We start from the raw sequence: 16,114 nt of genomic DNA on the forward strand, positions 1-16,114 counted from the left end.
TCCCGCTCGAGCGAAGCCGAGAGTGGGGGAGGGTGGGCGCAGCGGCACCCGGCCGGCGCCGGTGAGCGAAACCCCGCCCCGAGCTCAGCCCCGGCGCCGGGTGCCCTGAAACACCCCAGGGCACCCTCAACCCCGGCCCTCACCGCAACGCGTCGGCCACCTCCCGAGCCGCGTCCATGACCCGCGGCCCCACCCGCTCCGGTATCGCATCCGCCAGCATCACGACACCCACGCTCCCCTCGACCCCGGTCACCCCGAGCAACGGCGCCGCGGCCCCACACGCCCCCGCCTCCAGCTCCCCATGCGTGAGCGCGTACCCGAGCCAGTCCCCCGGCTGCCGCCGAGCCGACAGAATCGCCCGCCCCGCCGCCCCCCGGTCCAACGGATGCCGAAACCCGGCCCGATAGGCCACGTGATAATCCGTCCACGTCGGCTCGACGACGGCCACGGCCAACGCCTCACTCCCGTCGACCAGCGTCAGATGGGCCGTCGCCCCGATGTCCTCGGCCAGCGACCGCAACGCGGGCAACGCGGCCTCCCGTACCAGCGGATGCACCTGCCGCCCCAGCCGCAGCACCCCCAACCCGACCCGAGCACGTCCGCCCAGGTCACGCCGTACGAGAGAGTGCTGCTCCAACGTGGCGAGCAAGCGGTACACAACGGTCCGGTTGACCCCGAGCTTGTTGGACAATTCGGTGACGGTCAGCCCGTGATCGGTGTCGGCGAGCAGTTTGAGGACGCGCAGTCCCCGGTCGAGGGTTTGAGAGGTCTCCGCGGTCACGACGCCCACTCCTTTGCAGTGAGGGCGGCGGCCCCATTCACGACGGTCCGTCACCGGTCCCGTCGGCGACGCGCTACAGAGGCCGCCGGTCGGCTGAACCCGGGGGAACCGGGCGGAGTCGCTTCACGGCTGCGCTCCGCGGCGGCGCTGCCACGGGGCGTGTGCGTAGCGGGACAGTAGACGAGCGGGTTCGCTGAGCGGAAGACTCCGTCCAGAATCCGGTCAGTGACGGGTACGGACGACTCCGTTTTGCCCTGATATGTACGGCGTGTGAAGCCCCGCAGGGGGCGCGTGGCACTGAGCCAGGCGTCACCGCATACGGGTCGCCCACTCCTGCACCTTGGCGATCCGCTGCCGCAGCTGCCCCGCCGTGGCCTCCGCGCTCGGCGGCCCACCGCACACGCGCCGCACCTCGGTGTGGATGACCCCGTGCGGTTTGCCGCTCTGGTGGGAGTACGCGCCGACCATGCTGTTGAGCTGCTTGCGCAGTTCGAGCAGCTCCTTGTGGGTGACGACGGGCCGCCGGTCGGCGGGGAGTTCGACGAGGTCGGCTTCCGCGTCCGGTTTCTTACGGCTGTGCGCGATCTGCCGGGCCTGCCGCTTCTGGAGCAGCAACTGCACCTGGTCGGGCTCGAGCAGCCCCGGAATCCCGAGGTAGTCCTGCTCTTCCTCGCTCCCCGGGTGGGCCTGCATGCCGAACTCGGCGCCGTTGTACATGACCCGGTCGAACACGGCATCGGACTCGAGCGCCTCGAAGGGCAGCATGTCCTGCTCGCCGGTGTCCTCGTCCTGCTGCTTCTCCGCCTCCTGGAGGAGCTTCTCCTCCTCGGCGTACGGGTCCTCCTCGCCGTCCTTCTTCGGCTTGTCGAGGGCGTGGTCGCGCTCGACCTCCATCTCGTTGGCGAAGGTGAGCAGGTCGGGCACGGTCGGCAGGAACACGGACGCGGTCTCGCCGCGCCGCCGGGACCGTACGAAACGCCCGACGGCCTGGGCGAAGAACAGCGGTGTGGAGATGGTGGTGGCGTACACCCCGACGGCGAGCCGGGGCACGTCCACGCCCTCGGACACCATGCGCACGGCGACCATCCACCGATCGGTGTTGTTGCTGAACTCGTCGATACGGTCCGAGGCCCCGGAGTCGTCGGACAGGACGAGCGTCGCGCTCGTGCCCGTGATCTCCCGGATCAGCTTGGCGTACGCGCGTGCCGAGTCCTGGTCGGAGGCGATGACGAGGGCGCCGGCGTCCGGAATGGCCTTCCTGACCTCGGTGAGCCGCTGGTCCGCGGCGCGCAGCACACTGGGCATCCACTCGCCGCGCGGGTCGAGGGCGGTGCGCCACGCCTGCGAGACGGCGTCCTTGGTCATCGGCTCGCCGAGCCGGGCGGCGATCTCGTCCCCCGCCTTGGTCCGCCAGCGCATGTTGCCGCTGTAGGAGAGGAAGATGACGGGCCGCACGACGTTGTCGGCGAGCGCGTTGCCGTAGCCGTAGGTGTAGTCGGCGGACGACCGCCGGATCCCGTCCGTCCCCTCCTCGTACGTCACGAAGGGGATGGGGTTGGTGTCGGAGCGGAACGGCGTACCGGTGAGGGCGAGCCGCCGGGTGGCCGGCTCGAAGGCCTCCAGACACGCCTCACCCCAGGACTTGCTGTCACCGGCGTGGTGGATCTCGTCAAGGATGACCAGTGTCTTGCGCTGCTCGCTGCGGTTGCGGTGCAGCATGGGCCGCACGCCCACACCCGCGTAGGTGACCGCGACCCCGTCGTACTCCTTGCCGAGAGGTCCCGCGCTGTACTCGGGATCCAGCTTGATCCCTATCCGCGCCGCCGCCTCCGCCCACTGCTTCTTCAGATGCTCGGTCGGCGCCACGACGGTCACCTGCTGCACGACATGGTGGTGCAACAGCCAGGAGGCGAGCGTCAGCGCGAAGGTCGTCTTCCCGGCGCCGGGGGTCGCGACCGCGAGAAAGTCCCGCGGCTGCTCCTGGATGTACTTCTCCATCGCCCCCTGCTGCCAGGCACGCAGCTTGCTGGCGGTACCCCAGGGGGCACGGCCGGGGAAGGCGGGTGAGAGGTGATGGCTCGAGGAGGAGGCGGCGGTGGTAGTCACGGTCTCCGGTTTGGGGGTCGAATCGAAGGGGTCGCGCGCAGCGCGTCGAGTAGGGCGGTGGTGGGTGACGGGCGGGCGGCTCGGCTGGGTATGACGACCGGGCCACCCTACCGGCGGCCCGGTCGTGTCAATACGCGAACTGCGCCCGGGTGTCCGGGGATGGGACCGAGGTCACACCGCTACTCGGCCAGGTCTCGCAGCGCCTCGGAGATGGCCTTGACCTCGTCGAGAGCCCCGGTCGAAACGGCGATGACCAGGCGCTCCGCCGCATCGATGTCCGGCCTCAGCTGCACCTCGTTCATCGCCAGGAAGACGACGCAGGACACCCAGGCCGTGCGCTTGTTTCCGTCGATGAAGGGGCGATTGATCGCCAGTGACTGCAGGAGTGCGGCCGCCTTGTCGAACAGATCGGTGTACGCCTCCTGCCCGAACATCGAAGCCGAGGGGCGATGCACGGCCGATTCCAGCAAGCCGGCATCACGTACGACGACGCCCTGGTCATCGACCGCTTGTTCCGCGATGGCCAGGACGTCTTCGGCCGACAGGTAGACGTAGGTCACTTCAGCCGCTCCAGCAGCTCGGCCCACTTGGCGGTCTGCTCCTTGGCGGCCTTGCGGACCAGCGCCTGGTGAGCCGTCCTGGCGAGGTAGTCGTCCACGGCCCGCAGCAGTATGGCGTGCATGCTTGTGCCCTCCTCCTCGGCGCGCAGCTTCAGGGCTTCCGTCTGGTCGTCACGGAGACGCAGGTTCATAGCCATACCAAAACAGTACCACCACGTGGGGTCAGATTGGTACCAAACCGAGCTACGAGGCCCGCAACCGCGTAGTCACCCAAGCCCCCACCAACGCCACCCCCACCATCGGCAGGAACACGGCGGCGAAGGCCTCCGGGTGGGACGCGGCGCCCGAAGCCGTCGTGGCCGTATGGCCCACCGAGCCGCCGCCCAGCGCGGCGAAGGCGGCGCCGCCCGCCGCCAGCAGCAGGGCGTTGGAGAGGCCGTCGGATATCTGGAGAGCGGCGGAGTTGGCGCCGGCCTGGTCGGGGGCGGAGAGCTTGAGGAGCAGGACGCTGGTGGAGGAGATGACGAGCCCCATCCCGAAGCAACCGAACGTCCACACCACCGGCACGGTCCACACCGGAACGCTCTCGATCAGCACACTCGGCAGCACGGCGATCGCCACCGCGACCAGCACCATCCCGAACGTCATCAACCGCTCCCGATACGGCTCCACCCGCGCCCGCGACTGCACCCACGACCCCAGCGCCCAACTCCCCCCGCTCACCGCGAGCGAGAAGCCGGCGAGCGTCGGCGACAGCCCCCGCTGCGTGACAAGCATCAGCGGCACGAACGCCTCGGCCCCGATGAACGCCCCCGCCGCCAGCCCGCGCAACAACACCACCGACGGCAGCCCCCGCACCGCCCGATACGTCCCCTTCGGCAACAGCCCCAGCACCGCCGGCACCAGCAGCCAGACCCCGGCCACCGCCGGCACGAGCGACAGCCACCGCAGATCCTGAGCGGCGTACTGCAACAACCCGGCCCCCAGCGAGATGCCGAACGCCAGCCGAATACGCCTCCGGTCGAAGGAGCCCCCGGACCCGGCCGGCGCCCCTTCCACCGGCCCCGACGCCCGGCGCCGGATCTGCGGCAGCGCCAGCACCAGCGGCAGCACGACCAGCACCGGGATCCCCACGAACACCCAGCGCCAGCCCAGGTGTTCGGTCACGGCACCCGCGGCGAGCGGGCCGACCACGGTCGGGAGCACCCAGCTCGCCGCGAACGCCGCCATGATCGCCGGCTGCAGCCGCTCCGGATACGCCCGCCCCACCACCACATACAGCGCGACGATCACCATCCCGCCCCCGAGCCCCTGCACGGCCCGCCCGAGAACGAACAGCCACATCGCCCCGGCGGTGCCCGACAGCAACAGCCCGACCGCGAAGGCCCCGATCCCCGTCGTCAGCGACCCCAGCGGCCCCCGCAGGTCCGACCACTGCCCGGCCAGGACCATCCCGAACAGGCTCGTCGTGAAGTACGCCGAGAACGCGAACCCGTACGCCGAGATCCCGTCCAGCTCCCGCGCCGCGACCGGCATCGCCGTCCCGACCGCCGAAGCCTCGAACGCGATCAACAGCACGACGGAGACGATCCCCACACTGAGCGCCCGATACGAGCGCCCCAGCACCCTCTCCCCACGATCGACGGCAACGTCCAGGTCAGCTGTGTGCGCGACATCCGCGTCACGCGATCTCGGGGTGGTCATACCCGCCACCGTAAGGGGCACCAGTGACATTCGCCCCTGTCCGGAGTCCCCCACGGCCTCAGACCTTGGTCGTACGCCCCCGCCTGTTCTCCCTCGTTCATGAACGGCATATGGCAGTCCCGTTGCAGCGCTCCCGCTTCCCTTGAGCCCCCACGCCGGCCCCACCTACGGTCTAGACACGAGTTCGGAGCAGCGATACGGCTCCCGACCCGGCCGTGTGCCCGAGTGGTTCAGGGACTCGCCTGCAAAGCGAGTTACGTGGGTTCGATTCCCGCCACGGCCTCCGACTCCCGCTTCTCGCGGTGCAGCAGCCACAGCGAGAAGGCCAGTTGGGAGATGTCCGCGTTCAGGGGGCAGAGGGTGGCCTCGGGCTCGCTCCAGTTGAGGATGGCGCCCGTGGTGCCGTCGACGACGAGGCTGCTGTCCTCGACGAAGTAGCCCAGGCGTATCAAGTGGGCGGCCCGGGGAGGGAGTTGGTCGGCGGGGACCTCGGGGCGCTCGGCCGCGTAGTACTCGGCGAGGGTCGGCAGCGGGATGTCCGTGTCGAGGTGGAAGAAGGTGTGGTCCTCGGGCAGGCCCATGTCCCGCAGGAAGCGGCGGGTCGGCTCGTGGGTCAGGGTGGCCGGGAAGTCGAAGTCCTCGAAGCGCCACACCTTGCTCTGGCCGAACTCCTCGTCCAGCAGCCGGGCGGGCAGGTCGAGCGTCAGCCCCGACCGCGTGACCGGGCCGCCGGTCAGCACCGCCAGGTCGTTCAGTTGGTTCAGTTGGTTCAGTTGGTTCAGGTCATTCAGGTCCGTCAGGCCCATTGTCCCCATCGTCATCGTGCTCATGGCTCCCCCCAGCACATGGTCGTCCCCACTGCCAAGAACCATACGCCGCCCCACTGACAACGCCCGACGTACGCACGAACACGCACCTCAAGGGCTATGTCACGGGCTGCCTACGACGCCGTCACCACCGCCGCCTGCGGGCGGATCGGGAGGCGGTTCACCGGGCGGCCCGTGGCGGCGCGTACCGCCGCCGCGACGGCCGCCGGGGACGTGACCACCGGCACCGCGCTGGCGGCCTTGGCGCCGAAGGGGGCCACCACGTCCCGTTCCTCCACCAGCTTGACGAGCTGGATGTCGGGGACGTCGAGGGCGGTGGGCAGGGAGTAGCCGGTCAGGTCGGGGTGGCGGATCAGGCCCCGGGGCGTGCGGAGGTTCTCGGTCAGCGCGATGCCGACACCCTGGGTGACACCCGCCTCGATGCGGGCGGCGAGCTGGGCGGGGTTGAGGATCCGGCCCACGTCCTGGGCGACCGCCAGCTCCACGACCCGTACCGAGCCGAGTTCGATGTCGACGTCCACGACCGCGCGGATCGCGCAGAAGGCGAGGCCGACGAAGGCGTCGCCCTGGCCGGCGCCGTCCAGCGGTTCGGTGGGGTGCGGGCGGCACTGGGCGGTGGCCCACAGCTCCTTGCCGTCCAGCGCCTCGGCGACGGTGGTGGACAGGACGCCGTCGTACGACGTGATCTTGCCGTCGGTGATCTGGAGCAGCTCGGTGGACATGCCGAACTTGTGCGCCAGGGGCTGGAGCAGTTGCGTGCGGACCATCTTGGCCGCGCGCTCGACCGCGCCGCCGGACACCCAGGTGTGGCGGCCTCGGCAGCCCGCGCCCGCCGGCGGCTGGTCGGTGTCGACCTGGGCGATGTGGACCTCGTCGATGCCGAGGGTCTCCTGGACGATCTGCCGGGCGAGCGTGGAGAAGCCCTGACCGGTGTCCACGGCCGCGCACAGGACGGTGGCGATGCCGTCGTGGACTTTCACCGTGGCCGTCGAGACCTCGTCCGCGCCCTCGGCGCCGAGCATGTGCACCATGCCGAGGCCGTAGCCGACGCCACGGCGGACCGCGCCCGGCTCACCCGCGCCCTCGGGACCGCCCGGGAGCAGCCACTCCTCCTCGGGGGTGTCCTTGGGCAGCGCCGGGAGCGGGAACTCCTGGACGGCCTGCAGCAGTTCGGCCACCGGGGCCGGGCAGGTCACCGACTGGCCCGTCGGCAGCACATCACCCGTGGACATCACGTTCCGCATGCGCAGTTCGGCCGGGTCGATGCCCAGCTTCTTCGCCAGCTTGTCCATCTGCGCCTCGTACGCGGCGCACACCTGCATGGCGCCCTCGCCGCGCACATGTCCGGAGGGCGGGTTGTTGGTGCGTACGACCCAGCCCTCGATGAAGGCGTTGGGGATGACGTACGGCCCGCAGGCGAACGAGACGGCGGCGGCCAGGGCCTCCGAGGACGTGTCGGCGTACGCGCCCGCGTCGAGCAGGATCTGCGCCTCGACCTTGACCAGCTTGCCCTCGGCGTCCGCGTGGTGGCGGTACCGCAGGAGCGTGGGATGCCGGTGCGCGTGGCCCAGGAAGGATTCCTCGCGGGTCGCGGTCAGCTTGACGGGGCAGCCGGTCTTCAGCGCCAGCAGGCCGAGCGGGAGTTGGAAGCCCTGGTCCTCGCGGTCGGCGGTGGCGCCGGGGACGCCGGTGACGACGATCTTGACGCGGTCGGGTGCCAGGCCGTAGACGGCGGCGGCCGTGTCGCGGTCGGTGTGCGGGTCGGTGGAGGCCAGGTACAGCTCGACGCCGCCGTCGGGGCGGGGCACGGCGAGACCGGCCTCGGCGCCGATGGGGGCCGGGTCCTGGCGGCCGATGCGGTACTGGCCCTCGACGACGATCTCGCCGGAGGCGTTCGGGTCGCCGTGGCGCAGCGGGATGTGCCGGATCAGGTTGCCGTCGGGGTGCAGGGGCTCGGCCTCGAAGGACTGCTCCGGGTCGATGACCGGGTCGAGTACTTCGTACTCGACGATGACGGCGGCGGCGGCCATCCGCGCGGTGTCCGGGTGGTCGGCGGCGACGGCCGCGATGGGTTCGCCGTGGTGGCGTACCACCTCGGAGGCGAAGACGGGCCGGTCGATCTTGCCGCGGCCGTGCAGCGGGGTGCCCGGCACGTCCTCATGGGTGACGACGGCCCGTACGCCGGGCATCTCGCGCGCGTGGGACGTGTCGATGGACACGATGCGCGCGTGCGGGTGCGGCGAGCGCAGCACGGCGGCCCACAGCAGGCCCTCGGCCCACAGGTCGGCCGCGTACGGGAAGGTGCCCTCGGACTTGGCGCGCGCGTCGGCGGACGGCAGGGACGCGCCGAGGCCGTGCGGCAGTTGCTCGGGGGCGGGTGCGGCCTCCCCGGCTCCCACGGGCGCCGTGGTGACGGCTTCGTTGCTCACGCCTGGCCTCCGTCCTGACCGAACGACCGATCCTGACCGCCGTACGAATCGCCTTGACCGCCGTACGAATGGTCCTGACCGTCGTACGAGTTGTCGTGACCGGCGAATGACTGGCCCTGGCCGCCGTACGTCTCGTCCTGTCCGGCGAACGGCTGGCCCTGGCCGCCGTATGTGTCGTCCTGGCCGTTGAACGACATCCCCTGGCCGCCGTACGACTGGTCGGGGCCCAGCGCCGACGGGTCCTGCGCTCCCGGGGGGGCGGCCTGGGTGTCGTACGCCGTCCGGGCGTCGTACGCCGCCGGGTTGACGCCACCCGCGCCGGGGCCCGCCTGGTGCGGGATGCGTGCCTCGTCGGTGTCCGCGTCGGTCTCGTTCTCGGCGGCCGCGTGCGCCTCGCGTTCGGCGACGACCTCACGTACGGCCGCGAGGACGCCGCGGTAGCCGGAGCAGCGGCAGAGGTTGCCGCACAGCGCCTGGCGGGTCTCCAGGTCGGTGGGCGCGGGGTTGCCCTCCAGCAGGTCGTGCACGGTCATCGCCATGCCGGGCACGCAGAAGCCGCACTGCACGGCGCCGCACTTGGCGAGGGCCCGCTGTACGTCCGAGGGCTGCCCGTCGGCGGCGAGGCCCTCGACGGTGCGCACCTCGCTGCTCGCGGCGGTGACGGCGGGCACCAGGCAGGAGGCCACGAGCCGGCCGTCGACCTGCACGTTGCAGGCGCCGCACTCGCCCTGCGAGCAGCCGTCCTTGGCTCCCGCCAGGCCGAGCCGCTCGCGCAGCACGTAGAGCAGCGACTCGCCGATCCACGCCTCGGTGACGGGCCGGTCGGTGCCGTTGACGCGCAGGACGTACGAGGCGAGGGGGTGGTCGTCGTGCGGGGGCGGGGCGGGCTCGTCGGCGGTGGCCGTCTCGGCCTCGGCCCCGGTCCCGGGCTCGGGAGCCTCGGCGGCCGTCCCCGGCTCCTCGGCCGCGTCCTCGCCCGGCTCGCCCGTCTCCTCCGGCTCGGGAGTCTCCGGGCCCCGCTCACGGACCGGCTCCGAGGGTTCCTGGAGGGCCTCGGGGGCCTCCCCGGCGGTCTCGGGGTCCGGTTCGGCGTACGACTCGTCAGAGGGCTCCTCAGAGGCCTCGGCGACCTCTTCGGTGGAGCGCTCCGCGGGCGGCGGCGCGGTCCACGCCGTGCCGATCGCCTCCGTCGGCACCGGGGTCGGCGGTGTCGTCGGCGCGGGCGTCGTCGTGGCCCAGGGCGCGGGGGCGCCCCCGGGGAGCGTGGCGGGCGGGGTGCCGCCCCACTGCTCGACGAGCGCCGACGCACTGAACTCGCCCGATTCGTCCGGAAGATCACCTCCGGCGACCGGAATCGACCACTCCCCGGTCACATCGTGACCGGGAGCCGCGCTCTCCTGCTGCGCCGGCTCCTCGAACGTCCACTGCCCGGTCGCCCCGGGGTTGTACGTGAACCCGTCCTGCGTGGCGGGCTGCGGCTGCCCGGCGTTCGGGTCGTGCCACTGGGTGCCCTCGGCCGGCATCGCCCAGTGGCCCGTGCCGGACTGGTCGGTTCCGGCGGCGGGGTTGGCCTCTATGGGCGGCGGCACATAGCCGTGGCCCGGAGCGGCGAGCGGGCTGTCGGCGGCGAGGAGCGCGTCGATGCCCCCTTCGGGGAGCTGCACGAACGTCGTGGCGCCGTCGTCGTAGTCCCCCTGCGGCAGTCGCTCCCAGCCGCTCTGGCCGCCCTGCTGCGGGGTGCCCTCTCCGTGCTGGTCGTCGGTCACGACAGTGCCCTCCCCAGTGCTCGTCGGGCCAGCGCGGCGACGGTGCGCCGCAGGTGCAGTACGGCGGGCGGAAGCGGTGGTACGGAGCCGTCGACCTCGGGGGCCGGATCGGGGATGCAGGCGGCGGCGACGTACTCGCCGAAGGCCTGCAGAGCCTCGGGGACGAGCGTGCGCTCGCCGTCCCAGTCGATCAGCCCGGCGACCCAGGCCTCGGCGTCCAGAGGGCGCAGCGGCATCGGCGCTATGGCGCCGACGGCGCACCGCACTCCGCGCCGGGCGGGGTCGAGGACGAGGGCGACGGAGGCGAGCGCGCGGCCGGGGCCGGTGCGCCCGGTGGCCTTCAGGAAGACCTGCGGCGCGTGCAGCAGCGGCACGCGCACGTACCCGATGAGTTCTCCGGGGCGCAGCATCTCCATGCCGGCCAGCAGGTGCGAGACGGGCATCTCGCGGCGGGCCCCGCCCGGCCCCGCGATGATCAGCGTGGCCTCCAGGGCGGCCAGCACCGGCAGCGCGTCCCCCGTGGGGGCGGCCGTCGCGATGTTGCCGCCCAGGGTGCCCGCGTTGCGGATCTGCGGCGGTCCGGCGGCGCGCGCGGCGGCGGCGAGCGCCGGAATGAGCGCCGCGAAATCCGGGCGCCCCATCCGCGCGTGCGTCAGCCCGGCGCCGAGCAGGGCGTGTCCGTCCTGGTACTGCCAGCCGCGGATCTCGCTGATCCTGCCGAGCCCGACCAGCGCGGCGGGCCTGAGCTGCCCGGAGTTGACCGCGGCCATGAGGTCCGTGCCACCCGCCACCGGAACCGCCCAGGGCATGGCGGCGAGGGCCGCCACGGCCTCGTCCAGCGAGCCGGGCAGAGTCACGGCCTGCGCCGCCTGCGGTGCGTGCGTGGTCAAACCGGCTGCCCCTTCCCGCTGCCCCACCTGGTCCGCCTCTGTTGCGTACCGTACGTGCTGACAGGGCGGACGTGGCAACTCTGGCACATTCTCGCGAGGCCCGAACGCAGGGGTCCGCTAGGAGGCATTCGCCCACCTCATCCGAGGGATGGTCCGTTTTGGCACGGCATCACCCATGGGTGCGAATTGACACCCTTCCGTGATACTTGCGCCGCTTGTTCCCCGTGTCGCCACCGTCGCAGGGAACGCGCTCCCGGACGTAGGGGTTCGTCATCGCCTCACACGTTCGGGGGCGCCCCCTCGATCGGGCGTCCGAGCACGCCGGGCCGCCGCTGCCACGGACGCGGCCCGGAAGGCGGCCGATAACCGACCCCCAGGGCGTCGAGCACCCGGTAGTGCACCGTCATCCGGCGCTCGAAGTCCGCGACGTCCCGCTCGGCGGGCGCCGGCAGACGACTCCAGGCCACCTCGGCGAAGGCCGCCAGACGCGGGAACGTCTGGTAGTCCACGCGCGCGGGGTCCTCCATCACCTCGGTCCACACGTTGGCCTGCGTGCCCAGCACGTGCCGCGCCTCATCCGGCGTCAACTCCGGTGGAACCGGCTCGAACCGATAGACATCCTCCAGGGTGCGTACGTAGCCGATCGGCACCGGCTCGTCCGGACCGCCGTCCTGACGGTGGTCCAGGTACACCTGCTGCTCGGGACACATGACCACGTCGTGACCCGCGCGGGCCGCCGTGATGCCGCCGGCGTAACCCCGCCAGGACGACACGGCGGCCCCCGGCGCGAGGCCGCCCTGAAGGATCTCGTCCCATCCGATCAGGCGACGCCCGCGCTCCGTCAGCCAGTTGTCGAAGTGCCGGACGAACCACGACTGCAACTCGTCCTCGTCGGCGAGCCCCAGCTCCCGGATGCGCGCCTGGGCGGTGGCCGACGCCTTCCACTGGTCCTTGGCGCACTCGTCGCCGCCGATGTGCACGAAGGCCGAGAACGGGGCGGCGTCGGCGGGAAACAACTCCAGGACTTCCTCCAGGACCCCCTCGTAGAAGCGCAGGGTGTTGTCAGTGGGGGCGAGTACGTTTTTGTTGATGCCCCAGGTGTCCCAGACGGTGAGGGAGGTCGTGTCGATGACGTCGGTGTTGCCGAGTTCCGGATACGCGGCGATGGCGGCCTGGCTGTGTCCCGGGATGTCGATCTCGGGGACCACGCTGATATACCGCTCGGCCGCGTACGCGACGATCTCGCGGATGTCGTCCTTCGTGTAGTAACCGCCGTGCGGCTTCTCCTCCCAGAGGGGCGATGCGCGATGGCCGAATTTCGTGCGCGCCCGCCAGGAACCGACCTCCGTCAGCCTCGGGTAACGCTCGATCTCGATCCGCCAGCCCTGGTCGTCCGTCAAGTGAAAGTGGAGGACGTTGAGTTTGTGCGCGGCCATCAGATCCAGATAGCGCAGCACCTGGTCCTTGGGGAGGAAGTGCCGGGCCACGTCGAGCAAGAGGCCGCGCCAGGGGAAGCGGGGGGAGTCCTCGACGGTGACCTCGGCGATGTCCCAGTCCTTGCCGGGACGCAGCGGGGCCCGGCGGAAGGCGTCGGGACCGAGCAGTTGCCGGAAGGTCTGCGCGCCCCAGAAGACACCGGCTGGGCTGCCGCCCTGGATCAGGTGATCGGCGCCGTCGACGACGACGCGGTAGCCCTCCGCCGGCAGCTCCGGATCGATGCCCAGCGCGAGGCGGTACGGGAAATCGCCGCCCTCCGGGAAGGGGTAGCCGGTCGCCACCCCGATCGTCGCCCGCAGCCGGCGCGCGACGCCCTCGGTGCCGGGGCCCGCCTCCAGCCGCGTCTCCTCGTCCAGGCGCCCGTAGCCGGGCTGATTCCAGAAGATGCGCTCGGGCGCCGGAATCAGTTCCGTTCCCGTGGGATGGGTTGGCTGAGTCATGTCAGTCCTTCACCGCTCCGCCCAGTCCGGAGACCAGTCGTCGCTGTACGAGTACGAAGAAGATCAGCACCGGAATGGTCATCACCGTGGACGCCGCCATCACGCCGCCCCAGTCCGGCTCTTCGGGCTTGTAGAACACCAGGAGGGCCATCGGCAAGGTCGACTGGGACGTGTCGCTGATGATGAACGACTTGGCGAACAGGAAGTCGTTCCAGGCCGAGATGAAGGAGAAGACACTCGTGGCCACCAGCCCCGGGAAGACCAGCGGGAAAAGGATCTGCCACAGGAATCGCGAACGGCTCGCACCGTCGAGGTGGGCGGCCTCCTCCAGCGCCTCCGGTACGGCCTTCACAAAGCCCCGCAGCATCCAGATCGCGAAGGGCAGGGAGAAGGCGATGTGAGGCAGGATCAACGAACCCAGGGTGTTGAGTTGGCCGAAGTCCCGCATCAGGAAGAACAGGGGGATGGTCAGCGCCTCCACGGGCACCATCTGGGCGATCAGAAACATGATCAACAAGGTGGTCCGGAAACGGAAGCGGAATCGCGTCACCGCCGTCGCCGCGAGAAACGCGATCAGCGCCGAGGCGATCACGACCGTGCAGGCGACGACAAGGCTGTTGACGAAGTAGCGGCCGAATTCCTGCTGCCCGAAGACCCGGCGGAAGGAATCCAGCGTGGGCGCGAGCGTCCAGGGCCGCGCCTCGCTGGACTCGATCTCCCCCGCCGGTTTGAACGCGCTCAGCACCATCCAGTACAGCGGGAACGCCACCACGGCCGCGATGACCAGGGCGGACGCTTCCGCGGCGAGCCGCCAGGGCCGACGTACCAGCGAATTCACAGTTCCTCTCCCTGCGTGCGGAGCAACCGCAAATAGACCAGGGTGATCACCAGCAGAATCAGCAGCATCACCACACCGATCGCCGAGCCGAGGCTGTACTGGGAGGACGCGAAGGCCTTCTGGTAGGCGTATACGTTCAGTACGAGGTTCTGCCGGGCGATACCGCCGCCGTTCGTCATCACATAGATCTGGGTGAAGATCTTGAAGTCCCAGATGACCGACTGAATGGTGACGACGACGAGGATCGGCCGAAGCATCGGCGCCAGCACCGACCGCCAGATCCGCCACTGCGAGGCCCCGTCCAGCGCGGCCGCCTCCAGCACCTCCGCCGGTACGGCACGGATCCCCGCGTACACCGTCACCATCACGAACGGAAAGGAGCACCACACCACTTCGAGCAGCACGAGGAAGAACGCGCTGTACCGCCCGTACGTCCAGGAGTGGTCCCCCAGCCCGAGGATCCGGTTGACCGGCCCGAAGTCGGGGTCGAACAGCAACAGCCACACCGTGGACCCGGTGACGGCAGGCGTCGCCCATGCCCCCAGCGCCGCCAGCATCAACGCGAGACGGGGCAAGGCCCGCACCCGCGTCAACAACACCGCGAGGGCACACCCCACGGCCAACGTCGACACCACACAGGCCGCCGCGAACACGACGGTGGCCAGCAAAACCCGCCAGAACTCGCCATCCCCGAAGAGTGCGGCGTAATTGCCGAACCCCTGGAAGCTGGTCGGTTCCCCGCCGCTGACCTGCACCTGGGTGTACTCCAGGAAGGAGATCAACCCGAGCTGGTAGATGGGGTAGACGAGCAGCCCACCAAGGACGACCAGGGCGGGGGCGAGATATATCCACGGGGTCCAGTTGCTGAAGGGACGCGCCGGCGTCACCCGGCGGAGCCAAACGCGTCGTTCATCTGCCGAGCCGCGTCCCCTGACGCCTCAGCCACATTCTTCTTGCCGCTGACGACCTCCTGGAACATCGTCGGCAGCACGAGCGCCGCGTCGATCTGCGCCCACGCGGGCGACGCGGGCACGAACTTCGTCCCGGACGACAGCGTCTTCACGAAGGGCTCGATGAACGGCTCCTCCTTCGCGGCCTCGGTCCGTACGTCGGTGTACGTCGGCAGGAAGCCCATCGCGTCGAAGAGTTCACCCTGCGTCTCCTTCGAGGCCAACCGCTTCATCAGGTCGACGGCGAGAGTGCGGTGCGTGGTGCTGTTCAGTACGCCGATGTTGTTGCCGCCGGCGAACGCCGGGGCCACCGAGCCCGACTCGACGCCCGGCAGCGGTACGACCGCGTACTTGCCCTTCACCTTGCCGGCCTCCACGGCGGCGTGACTGAAGTCACCGCCGATCGCCATGCCCGCCTTGCCCGCGGCGAACGCGGTGACCGTGTCGTTGCCGCCCATGCCCGCGCACTTGGCGGCGGGGCAGTTGTCGTCGCCGAACAGCGAGGTGTACGCCTTGATGCCCTTCTGGGCGGCGGCGCTGTCGATGGTCGCGGCGTACGAGCCGCCCTTGCCCTCGGCTATCTCGCCGCCGTTGGCCCAGACGAACGGCATCGCACCGTAGGTGTAGGCGCCGCCGACGACGAGCCCGTACAGGTCGGGCTTCGCGGCACGGATCTGCTTGGCGGTGGCGATCAACTCGTCCTGGGACTTCGGGGGTTCGAGGCCGAGTTCCGCGAAGACGTCCGTGCGGTAGTACAGGGCGCGCACGCCCACGAAGAAGGGGGCCCCGTAGATCTTGCCGTCGACCGTCACGGACGTCCTGGCGGTCGGGTCGGAGTCCTTGGCCTCGGACCAGTCGTTGAACTCGGTGGTGACGTCGGCGAGTCCGCCGTCCTTCACATAGCCGGCGGTGTCCGTGTTGCCGTACTCGATGACGTCCGGGGCGCTCTTCGGGTCGTTGAAGGCGGCCTTGATGCGCTGCGCGCGGGTCTCGACAGGGATGTACTCGACCTCCACCTTCGCGCCGTCGTGCGCCTTCTGGAAGGCCGCGACGACCTGGTCGACGACCTTCTCCTTCGGCGCGTTGCTGACCTCCTGGAAGAGCCAGACCCGGAGGGTGCCGGTCTTCTCGTCCTCCTTGGCGGAGGAGTTGTCGGAGGTCTGGGGGGCGCAGGCGGTCAGTCCGGCGAGGGCCAGGGCGGCGACGGGCGCGGCGAGTCTTGCGGAGAGTTTCATGAGCGAGGTCCTCCGGTGGGGGTAAGCGGAGCGTTGCATTCTCTGCAACGAGCGTTTTGCTCTCTACAACACACGGAGGCTAGGGACTACA

At 70.6% G+C, this 16,114-nt stretch carries 13 protein-coding genes and 1 tRNA gene; 1 reads left to right on the plus strand and 13 read right to left on the minus strand.

Annotated features, from left to right (window positions below; translation table 11 throughout):
- Nucleotides 1-139: 139 nt before the first annotated feature.
- From CES90_RS30200 to CES90_RS30220, 5 genes are all read right to left on the minus strand, one after another.
- A complete protein-coding gene (locus tag CES90_RS30200; RefSeq protein ID WP_189784139.1) occupies nt 140-781 on the minus strand; it encodes an IclR family transcriptional regulator in 642 nt (213 codons plus the stop codon).
- A gap of 309 nt (nt 782-1,090) precedes the next feature.
- Nucleotides 1,091-2,887: a DEAD/DEAH box helicase gene (locus CES90_RS30205; protein WP_189784140.1), complete on the minus strand. Its 1,797-nt coding sequence runs from the start codon at nt 2,885-2,887 to the stop codon at nt 1,091-1,093.
- Nucleotides 2,888-3,066: 179 nt separating this feature from the next.
- The gene (locus CES90_RS30210; RefSeq protein ID WP_189784141.1) at nt 3,067-3,447 is read right to left on the minus strand and encodes a type II toxin-antitoxin system death-on-curing family toxin; all 381 of its coding nucleotides are present in this window, start codon (nt 3,445-3,447) and stop codon (nt 3,067-3,069) included.
- Nucleotides 3,444-3,644 (minus strand): ribbon-helix-helix protein, CopG family, encoded by a 201-nt coding sequence (locus CES90_RS30215; protein WP_189784142.1) that lies wholly within the window; start codon nt 3,642-3,644, stop codon nt 3,444-3,446. The genes CES90_RS30210 and CES90_RS30215 overlap by 4 nt, the downstream gene beginning before the upstream one ends.
- Nucleotides 3,645-3,690: 46 nt before the next feature.
- Nucleotides 3,691-5,151 carry an MFS transporter gene (locus CES90_RS30220; RefSeq protein ID WP_229913942.1) on the minus strand — a complete coding sequence of 487 codons (1,461 nt, stop codon included), beginning with the start codon at nt 5,149-5,151 and terminating at the stop codon, nt 3,691-3,693.
- 211 nt (nt 5,152-5,362) lie between these two features.
- On the opposite strand from CES90_RS30220, the gene CES90_RS30225 reads away from it, so the two are divergent.
- Nucleotides 5,363-5,434: transfer RNA gene (locus CES90_RS30225), tRNA-Cys, on the plus strand.
- Here the strand turns inward: CES90_RS30225 and CES90_RS30230 are convergent.
- From CES90_RS30230 to CES90_RS30265, 8 genes are all read right to left on the minus strand, one after another.
- Nucleotides 5,406-5,972: an SUKH-4 family immunity protein gene (locus CES90_RS30230; RefSeq protein ID WP_229913943.1), complete on the minus strand. Its 567-nt coding sequence runs from the start codon at nt 5,970-5,972 to the stop codon at nt 5,406-5,408. The genes CES90_RS30225 and CES90_RS30230 overlap by 29 nt on opposite strands.
- 119 nt (nt 5,973-6,091) lie before the next feature.
- A complete protein-coding gene (locus CES90_RS30235; RefSeq protein WP_189784144.1) occupies nt 6,092-8,407 on the minus strand; it encodes a xanthine dehydrogenase family protein molybdopterin-binding subunit in 2,316 nt (771 codons plus the stop codon).
- A complete protein-coding gene (locus CES90_RS30240; RefSeq protein WP_189784145.1) occupies nt 8,404-10,173 on the minus strand; it encodes a 2Fe-2S iron-sulfur cluster-binding protein in 1,770 nt (589 codons plus the stop codon). The genes CES90_RS30235 and CES90_RS30240 overlap by 4 nt, the downstream gene beginning before the upstream one ends.
- On the minus strand, nt 10,170-11,063 hold the full coding sequence (locus CES90_RS30245; RefSeq protein ID WP_189784146.1) for an FAD binding domain-containing protein: 894 nt from the start codon (nt 11,061-11,063) through the stop codon (nt 10,170-10,172). The genes CES90_RS30240 and CES90_RS30245 overlap by 4 nt, the downstream gene beginning before the upstream one ends.
- 278 nt (nt 11,064-11,341) lie before the next feature.
- Nucleotides 11,342-13,000 carry a beta-N-acetylhexosaminidase gene (locus CES90_RS30250; protein WP_189784147.1) on the minus strand — a complete coding sequence of 553 codons (1,659 nt, stop codon included), beginning with the start codon at nt 12,998-13,000 and terminating at the stop codon, nt 11,342-11,344.
- Between the two features lies 1 nt (nt 13,001).
- Nucleotides 13,002-13,838 carry a carbohydrate ABC transporter permease gene (locus CES90_RS30255; protein ID WP_189784148.1) on the minus strand — a complete coding sequence of 279 codons (837 nt, stop codon included), beginning with the start codon at nt 13,836-13,838 and terminating at the stop codon, nt 13,002-13,004.
- Nucleotides 13,835-14,725: a carbohydrate ABC transporter permease gene (locus CES90_RS30260; protein ID WP_189784149.1), complete on the minus strand. Its 891-nt coding sequence runs from the start codon at nt 14,723-14,725 to the stop codon at nt 13,835-13,837. The genes CES90_RS30255 and CES90_RS30260 overlap by 4 nt, the downstream gene beginning before the upstream one ends.
- Nucleotides 14,722-16,023 carry an extracellular solute-binding protein gene (locus tag CES90_RS30265; protein WP_189784150.1) on the minus strand — a complete coding sequence of 434 codons (1,302 nt, stop codon included), beginning with the start codon at nt 16,021-16,023 and terminating at the stop codon, nt 14,722-14,724. Before CES90_RS30265 ends, CES90_RS30260 begins: the two co-directional genes overlap by 4 nt.
- Nucleotides 16,024-16,114: the final 91 nt, after the last annotated feature.

Origin of the sequence: Streptomyces capitiformicae, assembly GCF_002214185.1 — a bacterium.
In the GTDB taxonomy this organism is placed as follows: domain Bacteria; phylum Actinomycetota; class Actinomycetes; order Streptomycetales; family Streptomycetaceae; genus Streptomyces; species Streptomyces capitiformicae.